Source organism: Paenibacillus crassostreae (assembly GCF_001857945.1).
Classification (GTDB): Bacteria; Bacillota; Bacilli; order Paenibacillales; family Paenibacillaceae; genus Paenibacillus_AQ; species Paenibacillus_AQ crassostreae.
Window position 1 is genome coordinate 3,188,926 of record NZ_CP017770.1, and the last position, 19,314, is coordinate 3,208,239.

The following is a 19,314-nucleotide window of genomic DNA, read 5'->3' on the forward strand; positions in this document are numbered from 1 at the left end:
TTTCCATTAGGGGGATAAATTTGTTTAATATTAATAAAAAAAAATTAATAACACTGTCAATATACAGTCTAGCAACTGGAATATTTATATATTATTTGAATTTAAATTACCGAGTGAACTATTATGATGAAATTGGGTATGTGCATGTAAGTAAGTTAATATTAAATGATGGATTATTTAATATTAATGAACCCTTGAGAACTTATCTTTATCCATTAATTATTTCTATGTTTAGTATGTTTTCTAATGGGGATATTGCGGTTGTTAAAATAATGATGAGTATTTTTCAATTTATTGTTTATCAATATACGGTTAAAAAAATTGCTAACACGTGTTTATATCATTCCAACAATTACCTTATATATTATTCTATTCTTTTTTTCGGTGCATTTAATTTGTACCTTATACAATCAACTACTTTATTGTTAACTGATTTACTAGCTAGTTGCCTAATTATACTATCTCTGTTAGCAGCAATATTTGATGACTGTCAGAATAAAATAAATTATAAGATATTTGCCTTTATATATGCTGCTATTATGATAAGACCATCGTCAATAATTTTTTTACCGATAATTCTAGTAATTCTAGTATTTCGTAAAAAAATCTTGAATAATATAAGCTATAAAAACACCTTAATTGCGATGATCATGCCCATTTTGATTATATTTCCGCAATTATATAATAATATAGTACAATTTAATCATTGGACTCCATTAATTCATATGGATCTTTATGAATTTCAGAGTAAACTTGCTGCTACTTATTTGAAATATGGGACAGTTGTTATTCCGAATGAAGAGGCGTCTCTAGTATTTAGATCTCCTTTTTTGATTGTTGATAATACGAGTATTTATGAATTAATGAGCAATGATTTTATTGCATTTATTTCTATTTTTATGATTCATGTATTTGGAGTTTTGGATTGGGGTTATGTTGATACATATATAAGGAATTTTTATCCAATTACAAGAGTCCCAGCTTCTCTTTATTTATACCTTTTTTGGATTTTATCAGGATGTGGTCTATATAGGGCCGTGAAACATAGAAAAAGGAATGTGAAAGAGAAATTTATTATTTATTCATTAGTGCTTTCCTTTTTAGGGTACTGTTTATTCTTAGGGACTACAGTAATAGAAGCTAGATTTGGATATCCCTTATTTCTTATCGCTCTACCTTTTGCTGGCTTTGGTGTACAGCAAATTGTGAACAATATTTTCGGAAAAAACACAAAAGGTATTAAATTACCAAAATACTTGAAATTATGTTTAATCGTACTAATTTGTATTATAATTTTAATATTATTGCTTAAGTGTTCGTTTTTACTAGATAGCTCTACTGGTAGAATAAATTGGACACTAGATAATATCTTCTAGCAACTATTTATAAAAATTAATAAGATTACTTGAATTTGGAGGATTACAAGATGATGGATATTTCAATGTCTAATAGCAGTAAGATAATCGAACTTAACCAGCTAGGCGATGAACGTGGCTTATTAACCGTTATCGAAGAAAACAGTACAATCCCATTTGATATCAAACGTGTGTTTTATATTTATGGAACTGCTAGTGAAGTAAGCCGTGGTCAACATGCTCATTATAAAACTAGACAAGTACTAGTTGCAGTATCGGGGAGTTGTACAGTTTCCTTAGATAACACTGATAGAAAGACAGAAGTAGTATTGAATTCACCAACTAAAGCGCTTCTATTGGAGCCTAATGACTGGCATGAAATGTATAACTTCTCCTCCGATTGTGTGCTACTTGTTCTGGCTTCTCATTTATTCGATAGTGAGGATTATATAAGAGAATATACCAAATTTATAGAGGTGTATAGCTAATGGAAAAGAACTATTTTGTGCATCCGCAAGCTATTGTTGAAACTGATCAAATTGGTGAAAATACGCGAATTTGGGCTTTTGCTCACATCTTGCCTGGAGCAAAGATTGGTTCGAATTGTAATATTAATGATCATACATTTGTCGAGAATGACGTGATTTTGGGTAATAACGTAACTGTAAAATCTGGTGTGTATATTTGGGATGGAGTAAGAGCAAGTGATAACGTATTTATAGGTCCAAACGTTACTTTTACAAATGATCTAAGACCACGATCAAAGCAATATCCAGGAACATTTCTAAAAACAATCTTGGGGGAATGGTCATCAATAGGTGCCAATGCAACAATTATTGCAGGAAATACAATAGGTGAATATGCAATGATAGGTGCGGGTTCTGTGGTAACTTGCGATATTCCCAATAACACACTATGGTATGGTAATCCGGCAAAATTCAAAGATTATATTTGTAGCTGTGGTGAGAAATTAGATGACCAACTAACATGTCCACATTGTAAAAAAAAGTATTTAATAGATAATGAATGCGTTAGAGAATATCAATAATAACGAGACAGGTGAGATATGTGATTCCTTTTTTAGATCTTAAAAAAATAAATTTGCGTCATGAAGAAGCAATATTAAATGGAATGAAGGATGTGCTTCATTCGGGATGGTATGTTTTAGGACAGGAAGTAAAAAAATTCGAAACTGATTTCGCTAATTTTACTGAAAATAAATATTGTCTTGGTGTAGCCAATGGGTTAGATGCACTAGAATTAATTATTCGCGGATACGATATTGGTATTGGAGATGAGGTTATTGTCCCATCGAATACTTATATTGCATCAATATTGGCTGTTTCCGCGAATGGAGCAACCCCTATTTTAGTTGAACCCAATATATTAACATACAATATTGATCCTGCGAAAATCGAGGAAAAGATTACTTCAAATACTAAAGCAATTATGGTGGTACATCTATATGGTCAGGCATGTAATATGGATCCTATACGCTATTTAGCCCAAAAGTATAATCTGAAGATAATTGAAGATTGTGCTCAGTCTCATGGTGCTATATATAAAGGGAAGATGTCAGGTAATTTAGGTGATGCAGCAGCATTTAGTTTTTATCCAGGTAAGAATTTAGGTGCTCTAGGTGATGCTGGTGCAATTACAACTAATGATGAGGAATTGTATAAAAAACTATTTGCATTAAGAAACTACGGTTCAAACAAGAAATACGAGAATCTTTATAAGGGATATAATAGTAGACTCGATGAATTGCAAGCTCCTATATTGTGTGAAAAGTTAAGATATTTAAACGCTGATAATAAGTATCGTAGAGATATTGCAAATTACTATCTTGATAATATTTCAAATGAAAATGTGATTCTTCCAGTTGTTGAAAATGGCTCCGAGTCTCACGTTTGGCACGTCTTTGTGGTCAGGGTAACTGATAGAGAACGGTTTATGCAATTTATGAACGATAAGCGAATACAGACGTTGATTCACTATCCTATTCCACCTCATAAACAAGAAGCATATAAAGAGTGGGAGAATATGAGTTTCCCTATTTCTGAACAAATCCATTCTCAGGTCGTAAGTATTCCTATCAGTCCAGTTCTTGAAATGAGTGATGTAGTATATATTACGGAGGCAATTAATGACTACCGCTAAATTTAAATTTTCGATTGTTGTTCCAGTATATTTTAATGGATTAAATATTCCTATAACCATTCCTAAATTGCAAGGTCTTCAAGGGCTTCTACCAGATTGTGAATTAGAGTTTGTCTTTGTTGATGATGGCTCAAAAGATAATTCATTACAATTGTTGCTTGAAGCAAAAGAGTTGGATCCAAGAATTAAGGTAATTAAGTTAAGTCGAAATTTTGGATCTATGTCTGCTATTCAAGCAGGTCTTGAGTATGTAACTGGTGACTGCGTGGGTATTATATCGGCTGATTTACAAGATCCGCCTGAATTATTTAGAGACATGATTAGTCTATGGCAAACGGGAAAAAAAGTGGTGCTTGCAACTAGATCTCAACGTGATGAGTCACTTTCGCAAAGAATGTTCTCTAATTCATATTATTATTTGTTAGAAAGATTTGCCCTTGAGAATTATCCTAAAGGTGGATTTGATTTTGTATTAATAGATAAACAAGTAGTTCATGAAATACTTGAAATGAAAGAAAAAAATACGAATATTATGAGTCTAATTTATTGGACAGGACATGAGAGAGAGTTAATTCCTTACGTAAGACAAGAAAGAAAGCTTGGAAAATCCCGATGGACATTATCAAAAAAAATTAAATTATTTGTAGATTCATTTGTAAGTTTTTCCTACATGCCTATTCGATTTATGTCTTTTATTGGATTAATTACTGCTATTATAAGTTTCTTCTACGGAATATTCGTTACTATATGTACACTATTTGGTTTGATCGAACTTCAAGGCTGGACAACGATTATAGCACTGATTACATTTTTACTCGGAATAATTATGACCATGCTTGGAATCATAGGAGAATATCTTTGGAGGATACTTGATGAAAGCAGAAAAAGACCGTCCTACATTGTGGATGAGGTTTATAAATAAAGAGTTTCTGAAGTTTATTATTAGTGGCGGGATAAATACAGTCGCTACCTATGGGATTTATTTATTACTACTTTTGTTATGGGAGTATATGATATCCTATACTATCTCGTATGTCTTAGGGATATTTTTGTCATATTACTTAAATACATTTTTTGTATTCAAGGAAAAGGTGACATTTTTAAAGTTTATAAAATTTCCAGTGGTCTACTTGGTTCAATATTTGATGAATCTAGTAATACTTCATTTACTAGTTGAATACATTAAATTGCCAGCTGAAATTGTACCAATAATTGTTGTTATTCTTACTATGCCGATAACCTATTTGCTTTCAAAATACATTATTAAAGGAAGATAGGATAGTATAGGTAAAGTGTACGAATGGAATAGGAGGGGGGGATTGTTAATGAATGTGGCATCACTGCGATTGAGCGGAGTTAAGTTATTGGAACCAGTTGTTCATATGGATCAAAGGGGATTTTTCTTAGAGAGTTATAATGAAAGTCTCTTACAGAGAAATGGAATAGAACATAAATTCATTCAAGATAATCATTCTTTTTCAAAAGAGCCAGAAGTGCTTCGAGGTCTTCATTATCAACTCAATCCTAAAGCTCAGGTTAAATTGATTTGGGTAGTAACAGGTGCAATTTATGATGTAGTTCTTGATATTAGACGAAGTTCTCCTACTTTCGGTCAATGGGTTGCTACAATACTCAGTGAACATAATAAAAGACAACTATTAGTTCCCAGAGGCTTTGCTCATGGTTTCTGCACACTTGTTCCAAATACCCAAGTATTCTATAAAGTTGATGAGTATTATTCACCTGAGAATGATCGAGGTATACTATGGAGCGACCCAGCTTTGGGGATTGATTGGCCTACGTCAAGCCCGATTCTTTCGGACAAGGATCAACGCCATCCGTTGTTGAAAGACGCAGAATTAAACTTTGAGTAGGAGGATATTTTTAAATGAAACTTCTTGTTACCGGCGGGGCCGGATTTATTGGTAGTAATTTCGTAATCTATATGTTGCAGCAGCATCCAAATTACCAAATTATCAACGTAGATGCTTTAACATATGCAGGAAATCTAGAGAATTTGAAGTCAAGTGAGAATCATCCTAATTATACTTTCGTCAAAGCAGATATTACAGATGTTAAAGCTATGGATGAATTGATCAGCCAAGGTGTTGATGTGGTTGTTAACTTTGCAGCAGAATCACATGTAGACCGGAGTATTCTAGAGCCTGAAGTGTTTGTGAAGACCAATGTATTAGGCACGCAAGTGCTACTTGATGCTTCTAAGAAATATGGAGTGACGAAGTATGTACAAGTATCTACTGATGAAGTCTATGGATCACTTGGTGAGACCGGCCTCTTCATGGAGAGTACACCTTTAGAACCAAATAGCCCATACTCAGCTAGTAAAGCTGGTGGGGATCTATTAGTTCGTGCGTATCATGAGACCTTCGGGCTTCCTGTGAACATTACTCGTTGTTCTAATAACTATGGTCCATATCAATTCCCTGAGAAGCTAATTCCATTGATTATTTCTCGTGCATTGAGTGATCAGGCTTTACCAATTTACGGTGATGGTCTAAACATTCGTGACTGGCTGTATGTTGAAGATCATTGTAGTGCAATTGATCTTGTTATTCATCAAGGTCGTGTAGGTGAAGTATACAATATTGGTGGTAATAATGAACGGACCAATCTTCATATTGTGAAGACGATTCTACAAGAATTGAATAAACCAGAATCACTCATCATCCATGTTGAAGATCGCCTAGGTCATGACCGTCGTTATGGCTTAGATCCAACGAAGATTACTCAAGAGTTGGGTTGGAAGCCGAAGCATAATTTCGAAACAGGAATTAAAGAGACCATCCAATGGTACTTGGATAATCAAGAATGGTGGATTCGTATTCAATCGGGTGAATACCAACAATATCAGCTTAAGCAATATGGTGAACGACTAGGGGATTCTCTATGAGAGCACTTGTCACCGGAGCTAACGGTCAGTTAGGTACAGATGTAGTTACTCTACTACGGAATAGTGGGTATGAAGTACTTGGTTGTGACCGAGCTGCGTTGGACATTACAGACCTATTACAGTGCCAACAAGTGATCGGAGAATATCAGTCGGATGTCGTCATTCATTGTGCAGCATTTACAGCGGTGGATGCGGCTGAGACAGATATCGATGGAGCTTACAGGGTGAATGCCGTAGGCACGAGGAATATAGCGGTTGCTGCTGAACATATCGGTTCGAAGCTAATCTATATTAGTACCGATTATGTATTTGATGGTACTAGTGCAGAGCCATATCAAGAGTATGATAACACGAATCCTCAGAGTATCTATGGAAAGTCCAAACGTGCAGGAGAGGTACTCGTACAGAGCCTATCATCAAGATATTTCATCGTTAGAACGTCTTGGGTATATGGTGTATACGGGAATAATTTCGTGAAAACGATATTACGTCTCGGTCAAGAGAAACCTTCTCTGAAAGTTGTTCATGATCAGAAAGGCTCTCCAACCTACACAGTTGATCTTGCCAACTTCTTAGTAGAGCTCATGACTACTGAGAAATATGGTGTATACCATGCTTCCAATAGTGATGCATGTACTTGGTATGAATTCACGCAGGCAATCTTTGAAGAAGCTCGTGAGTTGGGGATTGACATTATCGCTCAACCAGAGCCATGCTCAACAGATGAATTTCCTCGTCCGGCGCATCGTCCAGCTAACTCGATGATGGAGCATCTATCTATTCGAACGAATGGATTGCAGGATTTACGTCCATGGCGGGAAGGACTTAAAGACTTCTTACATCAATGGAATGCAATTGAATTTAAATAAATATATCGATGAAACCCTCGATCTTTTCACAAATGATCGAGGGTTTCAGTTATAATTAGAAGCAAATCTAATGGATAAAGGAAAGACTCCCTATGAATAGTACGGTTAGTGTACATATCGTAACTTATAATAGTGCTGAAGACATTTCAACATGTTTAATAGCCTTAAATTCTCAATCGTATCCCATTCAGCAGGTCATTGTGGTTGATAATGCATCATCCGATGATACAGTACAACAAGTGAAGTCTTATTCTCAACAACAAAATGAAAGTATTGAAATTGTGGAGAATAAAGTGAATGTAGGCTTTGCCCCGGCTCATAATCAAGCTATTCAAATATCATCGACAGACTTTGTACTGGTACTGAACCCAGATGTGAAATTACATCCGAATTATATCAAATTACTGATTGTTCAGATGAAGAAGCAGTCTGATATCGGAAGTGCTACGGGGAAGTTACTACTAAGTTCCAATTTAGAACTGGTAGATAGTACAGGCTTAATCATGACTAAACATTGTAGGGCATTTGATCGAGGAATAGGGGAACCCTCTTCTCAGTGGAATGAATCTGGAGAAGTATTTGGTGTGTCTGGAGCGGCTGCGCTATATTCACGGAGAATGATCGAGAGTATTAGTATTCATGGTGAATTCTTCGACAGTGACTTCTTTGCATATAAAGAAGATGTAGATGTCGCATGGCGTGCACAGCTATTAGGATGGAAATCCTATTACCTTGCAGATGCTATTGGTTATCACGCTAGAGGGTGGAAACAGGGGGGGCGAAAAAAACAACCTCTCTTTATACGAAGAGCGTCGTATATTAACCGATATAAAATGATATTTAAAAATGTAGAACGTTCGAATATGGTTGGAACGATTCTACGAATTCTACCCTATGAGATTGCTAGTAATGGATATTTTTTGTTGCGAGAACCTAAAGTTCTTGGTGCGTGGAGTTCTTTCTGGGGGCAGTTACGTCTACTAAGAATGAAGCGTGAGGAGATTGCAAATAAGAGAGATAAGCGTTCAAATTGAACGAGTAAAGATTGCTTGTGATGTTAATATCCTCCACTTTACCAAAGAACTCTCCTGTTCTATCCCTAGTATGATATAATGTTGTCGATAGATTACTATTTTTGTCAGGAAGTGCTTTTTACATGGATTTAAGCATTCTTATCGTTAATTACAATACGTGCAAGCTGACGTTGGACTGCCTGCAGTCGGTATTTGCTTCGAAAACAAGATATACCTTTGAAGTCATTCTCATAGACAATCACTCTACAGATTCATCAGTTGAGAGTATCTCCCTAGAGTACCCTCAGGTGACAATTAACGCGAATCAGGATAATACAGGGTTCGCCAAAGCAAACAATCAAGGCATGGAAATAGCGTCAGGTCGATATGTTCTACTTCTCAACTCAGATACAATCATACAGGAAGATACGTTGCAGACAATGATAACTTTCATGGATGAGAATCCTAGCGTGGGAGCGTCGGGATGCAAGGTTATTCTACCAGATGGAACTTTAGATAAGGCTTGTCGTCGTGGATTCCCGACGCCTTCCGCATCATTCTATTATGCTTTCGGTATATCCAGATTATTCCCTGATCATCCGAAATTTAATCAGTATCAACTCGGTCATCTAGATCCGAATGATGCGTATCCGATAGATTGTCTAGTTGGTGCGTTCATGATGGTTCGTCGGGAGACGATTACTGAGGTGGGAGTACTGGATGAGACCTTTTTCATGTACGGCGAGGATATTGATTGGTGTTATCGAATTAAGCAAGCAGGATGGGGTATTCATTATTATCCACTTACCACGATCGTCCATCTCAAAGGGGGAAGTGCTCGTCGTAGACCCACCAAGATTATTTATGAGTTTCACCGTGCGATGGCTATTTTTCATCATAAACATTATAAAGCCCGTTACCCTTGGGTAATCAATAGCGTTATCTATACAGGGATTGGTTTGAAATTTACGTTGGCATGGCTTAAGAATAAATTAACCCGAAATAAGCCGGCTTCGCAACCAGCAGACAATCAGGTGGAGGTAAGATTATGATTCGCAGAAATCAGGGCATATTGACCAAATTATATATTTTATCTGACTTCTTCGTGGTGCAGATGTCATTCTTGCTCGCTTGGTGGCTTAAGTTCGAAAGTGGTTGGATTCCATATGAAACTCCGAAGCCTATAGAAAGTTACATGCTATGGAGTCTAATCTATGGCGGGATTACTATTTTAACAGGGATCGTAATCACGTTATATTCACCAAAGAGAAAAAAGAGATTCGCAGATGAATTTCTTAAAGTCATACAGGTCCATTTTATTAGTATGTTTCTATTGATCAGTATTATGTTTGTTGTTAAAGAAATTGATATCTCACGAGTGTATTTAGCGATCTATCTAGGTCTCAATATCTTCTTTATTATTTTTTATCGTTATTTCCTTAAAGCTTCGCTCAAACATTTTCGTGAAAAAGGTTACAACCGACAGTTCGTATTAATTGTGGGTGCTGGAAGTCTAGGTAAACGATTCTTCAATAATCTGAAACAGTATCCTGAACTAGGGTATGAGGTCGTTGGGTTCTTAGATGATAATCAGGTATGGGATAATGTTGAGACTGCTCATTACAGTCCTATTCTTGGGAATCTGGATGATCTCGAGGACATACTTACTAGAGAACTCATTGATGAAGTTGTGCTAGCATTACCATTGGATGCACATTCGAAATATAAGAAAATTATCGTTCATTGTGAGAAAGCAGGAGTGCGAACGCTTATTATTCCGGACTTCTTCGATTATTTACCTGCAAGACCTTACTTCGATAACTTCGCAGGAATGCCTATGATTAACGTAAGGGATATTCCACTGGATGTGGCGAGTAACCGAATGTTCAAGAGACTATTCGATATTGTGTTTTCTTTATGCACCATTATTATAATTTCACCCGTGTTGCTGGCAGTAGCATTAGGGGTTAAGTTTACCTCGCCAGGTCCAATTATATTTAAGCAAGAACGTGTCGGATTAAATCGTCGTCATTTCATGATGTATAAGTTCCGTTCGATGAAGCAACAGATAGAAGAGGGAGAGGATACGGGATGGACGGTGGAGAATGATCCACGTCGTACGAAGTTCGGTACGTTCATTCGATCGACAAGCCTTGATGAGCTTCCGCAATTCTTCAACGTCTTAATGGGACATATGAGTGTCGTGGGCCCACGTCCGGAACGTCCATATTTCGTAGATCAATTCCGCGATGAAATTCCAAAGTATATGGTGAAACATCACGTTCGTCCAGGCATTACCGGTTGGGCGCAGAGTAATGGTCTTCGTGGTGATACCTCGATCGAAGATCGAATCAATCATGATATATTCTATATCGAAAACTGGACATTATTGTTGGATGTTAGGATAATTATGAAGACCATTAAGAACGGGTTTAAAAATAACAATGCATATTGATTAGATGGAGAGACTGTTCCTTAAGTATTATGCTTGTGGAGCATTCTCTTTTCACATTCAGATAGAATGACGATAATTATACGAGGGTGTGTGGGTTATAGATAGCTTGTTTAAGAACCTGATCGTCGTTCTGAAGTTACTTCGTCCTTAAAGGACTTTCATAGAAAAGAAGTTTATTCTTAGGAAGATTCTAATTGAAAGGCATATTTATAATAACTGTGTGCTAATGGTTATGTTTGCTAATCAAGGATCTTTAACATAAATTGAAACTAAAATAAATTTAGGGGTAATTATTATGGGGAAATATAATTGGCTTTATCAGATTAGAGGAATGGCAATAATAGCTGTAGTAGTTTGTCATCAACAAGGATTATTGCATAGTTCAGAATGGATACAGTTACTAACTTTATATTCAGTTACGATATTTATTTTTTGTGCTGGTGTGACACAAGCGTTTTCTTTAAAAAAATTGAATAGTAGTTTTATAACCAATGAACGATACTCATTTTCTGAATATATTATTAATAGATTAAAACCAATTATATTATCATATATAGTCGTAACTATCGCATATTTATCTCAACGTAATATGTGGACGGGGCTAGAATGGGATATGTTATTTAATGCGTTGTTAACATTTTCAGCTTCACCACCACTATATTTCCTTCGATACTTTATTGTATTAATATGTGTGGCTCCAATTTTATTTGCCTTTGTAAATATTATTTTGAAAAAAAACAGTTCGGGAGTTGTTACTAATTTAAAAATAATTATATTATTAATTTTAACTTTCTTAATAGGTTATTATTCTATAGGTAAATTAGATTCATTGGGTCAAAGTTATTTATTTGTTTATACAGCTGGAATAATATTTGGATCACTGCCTTTTCCAAAAGTTAAAAATGTACAATTACCATTTATTATTACTACACTAATGTTCGGGTTGTGGTCTACAAAAGAATTCTATTGGGCAAGAGTTGCAGGGAATTTCAATTATGCTGAAGGAATTGATTCTCTTGTGCCCAAATTACAAATGAACCCACCTAATTTATCAATTATCATATACTCGGCAGGATGTTTTTTCTTATTTTATTGGTGTTTTAAAAAAGTAGAAATTCATCAAGATAGAATACCTGTATTTGTTTTGTATCCTTTTAAGGCTTTAACATTAATGGGAAAGTATTCTTTAGATATTTTTTTATGGCATTTATTTGTTCAAACATTTTTAACTAGTTTTGAAATTAACTTATTGCCCAACATATGGGTAAAAAGGATTGTGTATTATTCTGCGATGTTTTTTATTCCAGTAATTTTTCGAATCCTATACGAAAAACTAAAAAATTATATATATGATAATTATAAAAAATAAATTTACTGAATAATACTCGAACTTTAGATTAGGTTAATAAATATGTATTAGAATGATAATCGCCAACAAGGAATCCAAATGAAAAAACTTCAGACTCTAAATATGACCCTTAAGTTGGATGATTTAAATCAATGAGCCAATTGGATAAATACTTGAATGTGTAACACGTTACAGAGATAACTATACACTTGATGAAAATAATAAGCATCATTAGATCCCTCATTTTGTCCCAGACAAAATGGGGGATTAGTATTGTAGTGTACATCACGATAAACGAATATAAAGGTTGTGTTATTCTCAGATTCAGATTAATTCGAATAAAATAATTTCAAGAGGGTGCATTGGGTTGCTAAAACTCATTAAATACATTGTAGCCATCATTACAATGATTATGGCTAGCTATGGGCTAATTACTGAGCATTTTGAGTTAAATACGTATATGGTATTCTTATTAGGTGTATTTATGTTGATAATAGGGTTAGAAGAACTTCGTAAAAGTCATAAGAAATTCTGGTATATGAGTATTGTGATTTCGTTATTTTCTTTTTTTGTTTCTATACAAAGCCTTTTCATATACTAATGGTAATTTACGTTTGATGAAACAATACAATAAGGAACTTAAATAAAATAATGATACATTATACTCCAACTGATACCTGTAAGTTAGACAGCTACTATATTGCTGCCCAACTTACGGGTTATTCGTCGTTCATCTAGATGAACAATGATCCTGAACAAACATTATTCACACATATGTAAGCTGTTTTTTCTTTTAATAGGAACGTATGTTTGGTATAATGCAAGTATTAATAATAGAATTGAATCTTATTTCATAAACACGCTTTTTTTTATAAATACATAATAAATTATTAACCCCTTAGGTTAATAATTTATTGACGAGGGATGCTAATGAATATATACTTTAAAGACAGCAAGATCGAGAAAGCGATGAATAATGAAAGGGAATCCATAAAGACTTGGGGACCTGATAACGCTAGGAAGATTAGAACAAGAATGTCAGAACTACATGCTGCGGATAATCTATCGCAACTAAGCCATGTTCCCCCATCGAGGCTTCATGCATTAACTGGAAATAGAAAAGATCAATTTTCTATTACTGTGAAAGAACCGTTTAGGATTATATTTGAAGCACTTAATGACCCTGTCCCTAGGTTATTGGATGGAGGAATTGATAAGACTAGAATTACAGAAATTATGATTATTGAGGTGGTGAACTATCATGGTTAATCATTATGAATATGAACCTAACTATGCTGTTCCTCCAGGTGAAACACTACTAGACACACTTGAAGAACTTGGTATGACTCAAGCTGAATTAGCGAAACGAATGAATAGGCCAGTGAAGACAATTAATGAAATTATTAAAGGAAAAGCCGAAATAACTCCGGCAACTTCATTGGAGTTAGAGAAGTCAACAGGAGTTCCTTCAGCATTATGGAACAATCTTGAAAAGAAATATCGCGATAAGCTTGCTAGAATTAAAGAACGAGCTCGATTAGAGAACCAAGTGGATTTCCTTAAAAATATCCCTGTTAAGGATATGATTCAGCGTGGTTGGATAACTGAATGTAAGGATTCGATTGAACAACTCATTGAGGTGTTAAAGTTCTTCAGAATTTCTACTACCGAGGCTTGGGAAGCGATTTGGGGAAATGAACTTTCGGGCAATGTGGCCTTCAGAAAGACACTATCGTATGAAAGTGATAAAGGAGCAATATCTTCATGGTTAAGACGTGGGGAGATTGAAGCGGAACAAATTATCTGTAATCCATTTAATAAAACTAAATTTAAATACTTGCTTGAGAATGATCTTAAGACTCTTACGAAGGAGCCGAATCCTGATCAATTCTTACCAGAACTTATCCAACAGTGTTCTGATGTAGGAGTTGCCGTTGTAATCATAAGGGAATTACCGGGTTGCAGGGTAAACGGAGCCACCTATTGGACATCTTCAAACAAGGCTATTATCCAATTGAGTGGTAGATATAGATCGGATGATAGGTTATGGTTTACTTTTTTTCATGAAGCCGCTCATATCATCTTACATGGAAAAAAGGAAACCTTCTTGGAGTGTAAGAATGATGGAGGGCTTGAAGAAAAAGAAGAGGAAGCTGATAAATTTGCAACACAATTGTTAATTCCCCACGCCTCATATAGGGACTTTATAGAGAAATCGGTCCATTACAGTCATCAGAATGTAGAACTCTTTGCCACAGAAATTGGAGTATCTCCAGGAATTGTTGTAGGCAGATTGCAACATGATGGGATAATACCATTCAGTCATTTGAATCAATTGAAACAAAGATATGTTTGGACCGAAGAATAAGCCAATTTCCCGATGAAATTCCAAAGTATATGGTGAAGCATCACGTTCGTCCAGGCATTACCGGTTGGGCGCAGTGCAATCAATTCAATAAATCAAGAACATCGTAGTTGAAATACTCAATATTTCTTAATTGACTTGTATTTTTGAAAATCAAACCCAAATCACTTAACTCATTTAGTGCCTTCCTTGCAGTAGTGATAGCTACTCCAAAGTGTACTGATACTTGAACAGCTGTTGTGTTGGGTTCTCTGAAAGTGTAAATAAAGACATCTCTTTGAAGTTGGCGATCACACTTGTCAAGACCTTCATTAGCTAGTTGCTCAGCCCGATCCAATAGGGCTGAGAGCTTATCTGCCATACGGTCACAAGCATTAATAAAGAACTTGATCCAGCTAATCCAATCAGGATCATTGCCTCTCACACTATTCAATAAATGATAGTATCTAGCACGCTGCTTCTCTAATTCTTCACTTACAAAGAATATTGGGCTCGACACCAATTGTGATTGAACCATATATATAGCTATTAATATCCTACCCAAACGGCCATTACCATCCAAAAAGGGGTGGATTGACTCGAATTGAGCATGTAAAATAGCTACTTTAAGTAATGCTTGTGCGTTTTCATCAATAACAACTTCATTTTCTTTCAACTTTGGATGAGGAAGCTTGTCACCGTATGGATGTTTATTCGCGTACAATTCCCAATTCTCCATATAATCTCCTATTTCTTGAGCAGGTACAGGAATATAGACTGCATCTTCTATTCGATTTGTAGGACCAATGAAATTTTGGATCTTACGAAACTCTCCTTTAGATACGTTAGTACCTCTTGCGCCGTCCATTAATATAGTGTGTAACTCTAAAATAAGTCTAGTAGAGATTGGATAACCATTAAGAATACGTTCATGACCTATTCTTAATGCATCCTGGTAATTCTGAACCTCTTTATGTTCTGATTTTGTATGCTGCTTATGTGCCTGTTCAACCATATCGGTAAACGTAACTTGTGTTCCCTCGATCCTCGTAGATTGAACGGATTCCTTCAGTGCCAATGTATTTATAAAATCTGTACGTAAAATAGATTTCTTGAATTTTTCATCTAATCGTCCTAATTTTTCAGTTACTCCTGATAACTTCATCAACAAATCATAGATATGTGCTTGAGGTACTACAACTGGCAATTTTTTAATCCCTTTAACTGCAGCCATTTCATCTCCTCCAATATTTACTGCTTTATATACATGATATTACCATTTAAAGATCGAAATATACAATAGTCGCTCTCTATTTTGAATATTAACATCAATAAGAGTGCAGATATGGATTTGTACTCTCTTTTAGAAGAGGAGATTGACTAATAATAGTATAATTTATTGAATCTATCCAATTGAACGAATGATCACAGGGGGGTTCCATCTGTGGGTCCCTTTTTCACTTCTTTATCCGTTCCTATTCAAGGCGAACAGATTGACACTACCCCCTCACTATCATAGACTAGATTTAGTGTCTTACGAAGATTCGTGGAGGTATGAGGATTGAAGGAAATGATGAAGTCTTGGAGGCATGTATTTAAGCTTGATCCAGATCGTGAATTGGATGATCGGAGTCTGGATGCAGTATGCATGTCCGGTACAGATGCTATAATGGTAGGTGGGTCATCTGGGGTAACGTATGAGAATACGATAGATTTGTTATCTCGGGTTCGACATTATGAATTGCCATGTGTACAAGAGGTATCCGATATGGAATCCATCGTGCCAGGGTTCGATCTCTATCTAATCCCGATGGTATTGAATAGTTCTAATCCTGCTTGGATTGTAGGACATCAGCAACAGGCGATTGAACGTTTTGGTTATTTGATTCCTTGGGAATTACTCGTTACCGAAGGGTATATTGTTCTGAATGCTGACTCCACCGTTGCACAGCTGACGGATGCGTATACCGAACTTGAACCATTAGGGGTTGTAGCTTACGCGCAAGTGGCGGACAAGCTGATGTCATTGCCCATTGTATACTTGGAATACAGTGGTACTTATGGCGATATGGAAACGGTACGAGCAGTACATGAGGAACTAGAGGACGCCCAACTTATTTATGGCGGGGGTATCAAAGACCTTCACACAGCCCAGCAAGCGGCAGCAGTCAGCGACACGATTGTAGTCGGTAACATTATTTATGAGAATCTAGAACAAGCATTGCAGACCGTACAGGTTGTGAAATGATTAGTCAAAACCACAATTACTCTATGCTGATAAAGATGAATAACGCTAAAACTAGCGAAGGGGGCGGAATTGTCCTGGAGAAACGAAGTGGTCGCCTTTGACATTGGATTTCAACCATTAAAGGGGTTATACAATCAAGAAATCTGAGGTCAACAGCGATCGTAAGGACAATCCGTCACCGTAGCGGTCACCATACACTTATTTTTTCAACAAACTAGTTATCGGCTTTAGTAGAATAATATTCCCATTTGAAAGGAGCATGCACGCATGCAACTTATTGATATACATGAAGCGATCAAGAAGCTGAACCCTCCGCAGCAACAAGCGGTTGTAGCCACAGACAACCCTCTATTAATTATGGCAGGTGCAGGAAGTGGAAAGACGCGGGTGCTGACGCATCGGATCGCGTATCTGATTGCCACTCGCAAAGCGCCACCGTGGGCTATTCTGGCGATTACTTTTACGAACAAAGCAGCACGTGAAATGCAGGAACGCGTATCGAAGCTCGTAGGAAGAGAAGGACGGGATATTTGGGTATCTACTTTCCACTCCATGTGTGTACGTATTTTGCGCAAAGATATTGAACGGATTGGATTCAGCTCAAGCTTCTCGATTCTGGATTCGACCGATCAACTCTCAGTTATTCGTAATTGTATGAAGGAACTCAATATCGACACGAAGAAATTCGAACCGAAGGCGATTCAGTCCATTATTAGTGCTGCTAAGAATGAGCTCCTATTACCGGATCAATTCGAACAGAAGGCGACTGATTATTTCGAGGAACTTGCGGCTAAAGTATATAAGATGTACCAAAGACGTCTCAAGAACAACAACTCGTTAGATTTCGACGATCTGATTATGACGACCATTCAATTATTCAGGGAAGTACCAGAAGTTCTTGATTTCTACCAAAAGAAATTCCAGTACATTCATGTCGATGAATACCAGGATACGAACCGTGCGCAGTATATGCTGTGCCGTATGTTAGCAGAAGGCCATCATCGTATTTGTGTCGTAGGGGATAGTGACCAATCGATCTATCGCTGGCGCGGAGCGGATATTAGCAACATTCTGAATTTCGAGAAGGATTATCCCGAAGCGCAGACCATATACTTGGAACAGAACTATCGTTCAACTTCGAATATCCTGAATGCAGCCAATGAAGTCATTAATCTGAATACAGGACGCAAGCCGAAAAAGCTATGGACGGACAAGGGCGAAGGCGCCAAGATCAAAGTATATCGTGCAAGCTCGGAACATGATGAAGGATATTTCGTGACATCAGAGATCACTAAGAATGTGAAAGCTGGGCAATCCTATCAGAATCATGCCATTCTTTATCGTACGAATGCTCAGTCTCGGGTAATAGAAGAAATTCTGATCAAATCAGATATACCCTACCAGATTGTTGGCGGCATCAAGTTCTATGATCGTAAAGAAATTAAAGACTTGCTCGGATACTTGAAGCTTCTGTCCAATCCAGATGATGATATTAGTTTAACGAGAATTATTAATGTTCCCAAAAGAGCGATCGGTGACACCACAGTAGCGAAATTAGCTGCAGCTGCATCGGAGCGTGGAACTTCTATATTCCGAGTGCTTCGGTATGTGGATGATCTTGGCTTCGCTGGCAAAACACGTGACGCCCTTGTTGGCTTTTACGATATGATCGCATCTCTCCATCAGATGGTGGAATATTCCTCAGTTACGGAGTTGACGGAGAAGATTCTTGAGTTCTCTAAATACCGTGAAGATTTGGATAAGGAGAAGACCCTTGAATCACGCTCTCGCTTGGAAAATATCGACGAGTTCCTATCTGTAACGATGGAATTTGAGAAGAATAATGAAGATAAGTCTTTGATATCTTTTCTAACAGACCTCGCTCTGATCGCTGATATTGATAGTGTGAATGATGATCCAGAAGAACAAACTGATTCCGTTATTCTCATGACGATGCATAGTGCTAAGGGCTTGGAGTTCCCAGTTGTATTCATCGTTGGGATGGAAGAAGGAGTATTCCCTCACAGTCGCGCTTTCTCAGATAATGAAGAGTTGGAGGAAGAACGTCGTCTTGCCTATGTAGGTATTACACGAGCTGAACAACAATTATTCCTCTCCTGTGCACAAATGCGGACATTGTTCGGACGGACGACAGCGAATCAACCTTCTCGTTTTCTAGAAGAGATTCCAGATGAACTGAAAGAAGATACGGAGATGTCGGGCGGTCGTGATCGCTATCAGCGCGGTAATAGTGGTGGTGCTTATGGTGGACGTGGCCAAGGTAGTAGTGGAGGAAGTAACTTCGGTCGTGGGGGTGGATTTAATTCATCGCTAAGTGGGTCTGGTGCGCAAGCGGGATCCGCGAATAGTCGTGTGACGGTTACCACTTCCCTGAAGGAGAATACGGAAGCGGGTAATACAGGTGATTTATCTGCGCTTAAAGCAGGAGAAAAAGTATCCCATGGCAAATGGGGAATCGGAGTTGTCGTGTCTGTCAAAGGTAGCGGGAATGATACGGAGCTACAGATCGCTTTTCCAGCACCTGTTGGAGTCAAACGCTTGTTAGCCGGATTCGCACCCATTACCAAAGTAGAGTAAACGTAATATCAAC

At 36.9% G+C, this 19,314-nt stretch carries 19 protein-coding genes; 18 read left to right on the forward strand and 1 reads right to left on the reverse strand.

Going from position 1 to position 19,314, the window contains the following annotated elements; translation table 11 throughout:
• The first annotated feature begins 20 nt into the window (after nucleotides 1-20).
• From LPB68_RS14520 to LPB68_RS14595, 16 genes are all read left to right on the forward strand, one after another.
• Nucleotides 21-1,376, forward strand: a complete 1,356-nt coding sequence (locus LPB68_RS14520; RefSeq protein ID WP_068657461.1) for a hypothetical protein — start codon at nucleotides 21-23, stop codon at nucleotides 1,374-1,376.
• Between the two features lie 50 nt (nucleotides 1,377-1,426).
• The gene (locus LPB68_RS14525; protein WP_099458672.1) at nucleotides 1,427-1,843 is read left to right on the forward strand and encodes a sugar 3,4-ketoisomerase; all 417 of its coding nucleotides are present in this window, start codon (nucleotides 1,427-1,429) and stop codon (nucleotides 1,841-1,843) included.
• Nucleotides 1,843-2,403, forward strand: a complete 561-nt coding sequence (locus tag LPB68_RS14530) for an acyltransferase (RefSeq protein WP_068657459.1) — start codon at nucleotides 1,843-1,845, stop codon at nucleotides 2,401-2,403. Before LPB68_RS14525 ends, LPB68_RS14530 begins: the two co-directional genes overlap by 1 nt.
• A 20-nt stretch (nucleotides 2,404-2,423) precedes the next feature.
• The gene (locus LPB68_RS14535; protein ID WP_068657457.1) at nucleotides 2,424-3,515 is read left to right on the forward strand and encodes a DegT/DnrJ/EryC1/StrS family aminotransferase; all 1,092 of its coding nucleotides are present in this window, start codon (nucleotides 2,424-2,426) and stop codon (nucleotides 3,513-3,515) included.
• Nucleotides 3,502-4,437: a glycosyltransferase family 2 protein gene (locus LPB68_RS14540; protein WP_068657455.1), complete on the forward strand. Its 936-nt coding sequence runs from the start codon at nucleotides 3,502-3,504 to the stop codon at nucleotides 4,435-4,437. The genes LPB68_RS14535 and LPB68_RS14540 overlap by 14 nt, the downstream gene beginning before the upstream one ends.
• Nucleotides 4,421-4,792 (forward strand): GtrA family protein, encoded by a 372-nt coding sequence (locus LPB68_RS14545; RefSeq protein WP_068657524.1) that lies wholly within the window; start codon nucleotides 4,421-4,423, stop codon nucleotides 4,790-4,792. Before LPB68_RS14540 ends, LPB68_RS14545 begins: the two co-directional genes overlap by 17 nt.
• A 48-nt stretch (nucleotides 4,793-4,840) precedes the next feature.
• Entirely contained in the window at nucleotides 4,841-5,389 is a 549-nt protein-coding gene (gene rfbC / locus LPB68_RS14550) for a dTDP-4-dehydrorhamnose 3,5-epimerase (RefSeq protein WP_068657453.1), read from the forward strand.
• Nucleotides 5,390-5,403: 14 nt separating this feature from the next.
• Nucleotides 5,404-6,426, forward strand: coding sequence for a dTDP-glucose 4,6-dehydratase (gene rfbB, locus LPB68_RS14555; RefSeq protein ID WP_068657451.1), 1,023 nt, complete (start codon nucleotides 5,404-5,406; stop codon nucleotides 6,424-6,426).
• On the forward strand, nucleotides 6,423-7,295 hold the full coding sequence (gene rfbD / locus LPB68_RS14560; protein ID WP_068657449.1) for a dTDP-4-dehydrorhamnose reductase: 873 nt from the start codon (nucleotides 6,423-6,425) through the stop codon (nucleotides 7,293-7,295). Before rfbB ends, rfbD begins: the two co-directional genes overlap by 4 nt.
• Nucleotides 7,296-7,387: 92 nt before the next feature.
• On the forward strand, nucleotides 7,388-8,329 hold the full coding sequence (locus LPB68_RS14565; RefSeq protein WP_068657447.1) for a glycosyltransferase family 2 protein: 942 nt from the start codon (nucleotides 7,388-7,390) through the stop codon (nucleotides 8,327-8,329).
• A 122-nt stretch (nucleotides 8,330-8,451) separates the two neighbouring features.
• The gene (locus tag LPB68_RS14570; RefSeq protein ID WP_068657446.1) at nucleotides 8,452-9,360 is read left to right on the forward strand and encodes a glycosyltransferase family 2 protein; all 909 of its coding nucleotides are present in this window, start codon (nucleotides 8,452-8,454) and stop codon (nucleotides 9,358-9,360) included.
• Nucleotides 9,357-10,763, forward strand: coding sequence for an undecaprenyl-phosphate glucose phosphotransferase (locus LPB68_RS14575; RefSeq protein ID WP_068657444.1), 1,407 nt, complete (start codon nucleotides 9,357-9,359; stop codon nucleotides 10,761-10,763). The genes LPB68_RS14570 and LPB68_RS14575 overlap by 4 nt, the downstream gene beginning before the upstream one ends.
• A 295-nt stretch (nucleotides 10,764-11,058) precedes the next feature.
• Nucleotides 11,059-12,132: an acyltransferase family protein gene (locus LPB68_RS14580; protein ID WP_068657442.1), complete on the forward strand. Its 1,074-nt coding sequence runs from the start codon at nucleotides 11,059-11,061 to the stop codon at nucleotides 12,130-12,132.
• 346 nt (nucleotides 12,133-12,478) lie between these two features.
• Nucleotides 12,479-12,712, forward strand: a complete 234-nt coding sequence (locus tag LPB68_RS14585; RefSeq protein ID WP_068657440.1) for a DUF3953 domain-containing protein — start codon at nucleotides 12,479-12,481, stop codon at nucleotides 12,710-12,712.
• A 329-nt stretch (nucleotides 12,713-13,041) separates the two neighbouring features.
• Nucleotides 13,042-13,380, forward strand: a complete 339-nt coding sequence (locus LPB68_RS14590) for a type II toxin-antitoxin system RelE/ParE family toxin (protein ID WP_068657438.1) — start codon at nucleotides 13,042-13,044, stop codon at nucleotides 13,378-13,380.
• Complete coding sequence (locus tag LPB68_RS14595; protein WP_068657436.1) at nucleotides 13,373-14,479, forward strand: ImmA/IrrE family metallo-endopeptidase; 1,107 nt, start codon at nucleotides 13,373-13,375, stop codon at nucleotides 14,477-14,479. The genes LPB68_RS14590 and LPB68_RS14595 overlap by 8 nt, the downstream gene beginning before the upstream one ends.
• 79 nt (nucleotides 14,480-14,558) lie before the next feature.
• On the opposite strand, the gene LPB68_RS14600 is transcribed toward LPB68_RS14595, so the two are convergent.
• A complete protein-coding gene (locus LPB68_RS14600) occupies nucleotides 14,559-15,689 on the reverse strand; it encodes a Fic family protein (protein ID WP_068657434.1) in 1,131 nt (376 codons plus the stop codon).
• Nucleotides 15,690-16,025: 336 nt separating this feature from the next.
• Here LPB68_RS14600 and pcrB point away from each other — a divergent pair, with 336 nt between their 5' ends.
• Both pcrB and pcrA read left to right on the forward strand, forming a co-directional pair.
• A complete protein-coding gene (gene pcrB, locus LPB68_RS14605; protein ID WP_418303838.1) occupies nucleotides 16,026-16,703 on the forward strand; it encodes a heptaprenylglyceryl phosphate synthase in 678 nt (225 codons plus the stop codon).
• A 267-nt stretch (nucleotides 16,704-16,970) separates the two neighbouring features.
• Nucleotides 16,971-19,301: a DNA helicase PcrA gene (gene pcrA / locus LPB68_RS14610; RefSeq protein WP_068657431.1), complete on the forward strand. Its 2,331-nt coding sequence runs from the start codon at nucleotides 16,971-16,973 to the stop codon at nucleotides 19,299-19,301.
• Nucleotides 19,302-19,314: the final 13 nt, after the last annotated feature.

Bases quoted from the DNA above. Each gene is read 5' to 3' on its own strand.
- LPB68_RS14525 (WP_099458672.1), top strand. From the start codon at position 1,427: ATGATGGATATTTCAATGTCTAATAGCAGTAAGATAATCGAACTTAAC.
- LPB68_RS14530 (WP_068657459.1), top strand. From the start codon at position 1,843: ATGGAAAAGAACTATTTTGTGCATCCGCAAGCTATTGTTGAAACTGAT.
- LPB68_RS14540 (WP_068657455.1), top strand. From the start codon at position 3,502: ATGACTACCGCTAAATTTAAATTTTCGATTGTTGTTCCAGTATATTTT.
- LPB68_RS14545 (WP_068657524.1), top strand. From the start codon at position 4,421: ATGAGGTTTATAAATAAAGAGTTTCTGAAGTTTATTATTAGTGGCGGG.
- rfbC (WP_068657453.1), top strand. From the start codon at position 4,841: ATGAATGTGGCATCACTGCGATTGAGCGGAGTTAAGTTATTGGAACCA.
- rfbB (WP_068657451.1), top strand. From the start codon at position 5,404: ATGAAACTTCTTGTTACCGGCGGGGCCGGATTTATTGGTAGTAATTTC.
- rfbD (WP_068657449.1), top strand. From the start codon at position 6,423: ATGAGAGCACTTGTCACCGGAGCTAACGGTCAGTTAGGTACAGATGTA.
- LPB68_RS14565 (WP_068657447.1), top strand. From the start codon at position 7,388: ATGAATAGTACGGTTAGTGTACATATCGTAACTTATAATAGTGCTGAA.
- LPB68_RS14570 (WP_068657446.1), top strand. From the start codon at position 8,452: ATGGATTTAAGCATTCTTATCGTTAATTACAATACGTGCAAGCTGACG.
- LPB68_RS14575 (WP_068657444.1), top strand. From the start codon at position 9,357: ATGATTCGCAGAAATCAGGGCATATTGACCAAATTATATATTTTATCT.
- LPB68_RS14580 (WP_068657442.1), top strand. From the start codon at position 11,059: ATGGGGAAATATAATTGGCTTTATCAGATTAGAGGAATGGCAATAATA.
- LPB68_RS14590 (WP_068657438.1), top strand. From the start codon at position 13,042: ATGAATATATACTTTAAAGACAGCAAGATCGAGAAAGCGATGAATAAT.
- LPB68_RS14595 (WP_068657436.1), top strand. From the start codon at position 13,373: ATGGTTAATCATTATGAATATGAACCTAACTATGCTGTTCCTCCAGGT.
- LPB68_RS14600 (WP_068657434.1), bottom strand. From the start codon at position 15,689: ATGGCTGCAGTTAAAGGGATTAAAAAATTGCCAGTTGTAGTACCTCAA.
- pcrB (WP_418303838.1), top strand. From the start codon at position 16,026: ATGATGAAGTCTTGGAGGCATGTATTTAAGCTTGATCCAGATCGTGAA.
- pcrA (WP_068657431.1), top strand. From the start codon at position 16,971: ATGCAACTTATTGATATACATGAAGCGATCAAGAAGCTGAACCCTCCG.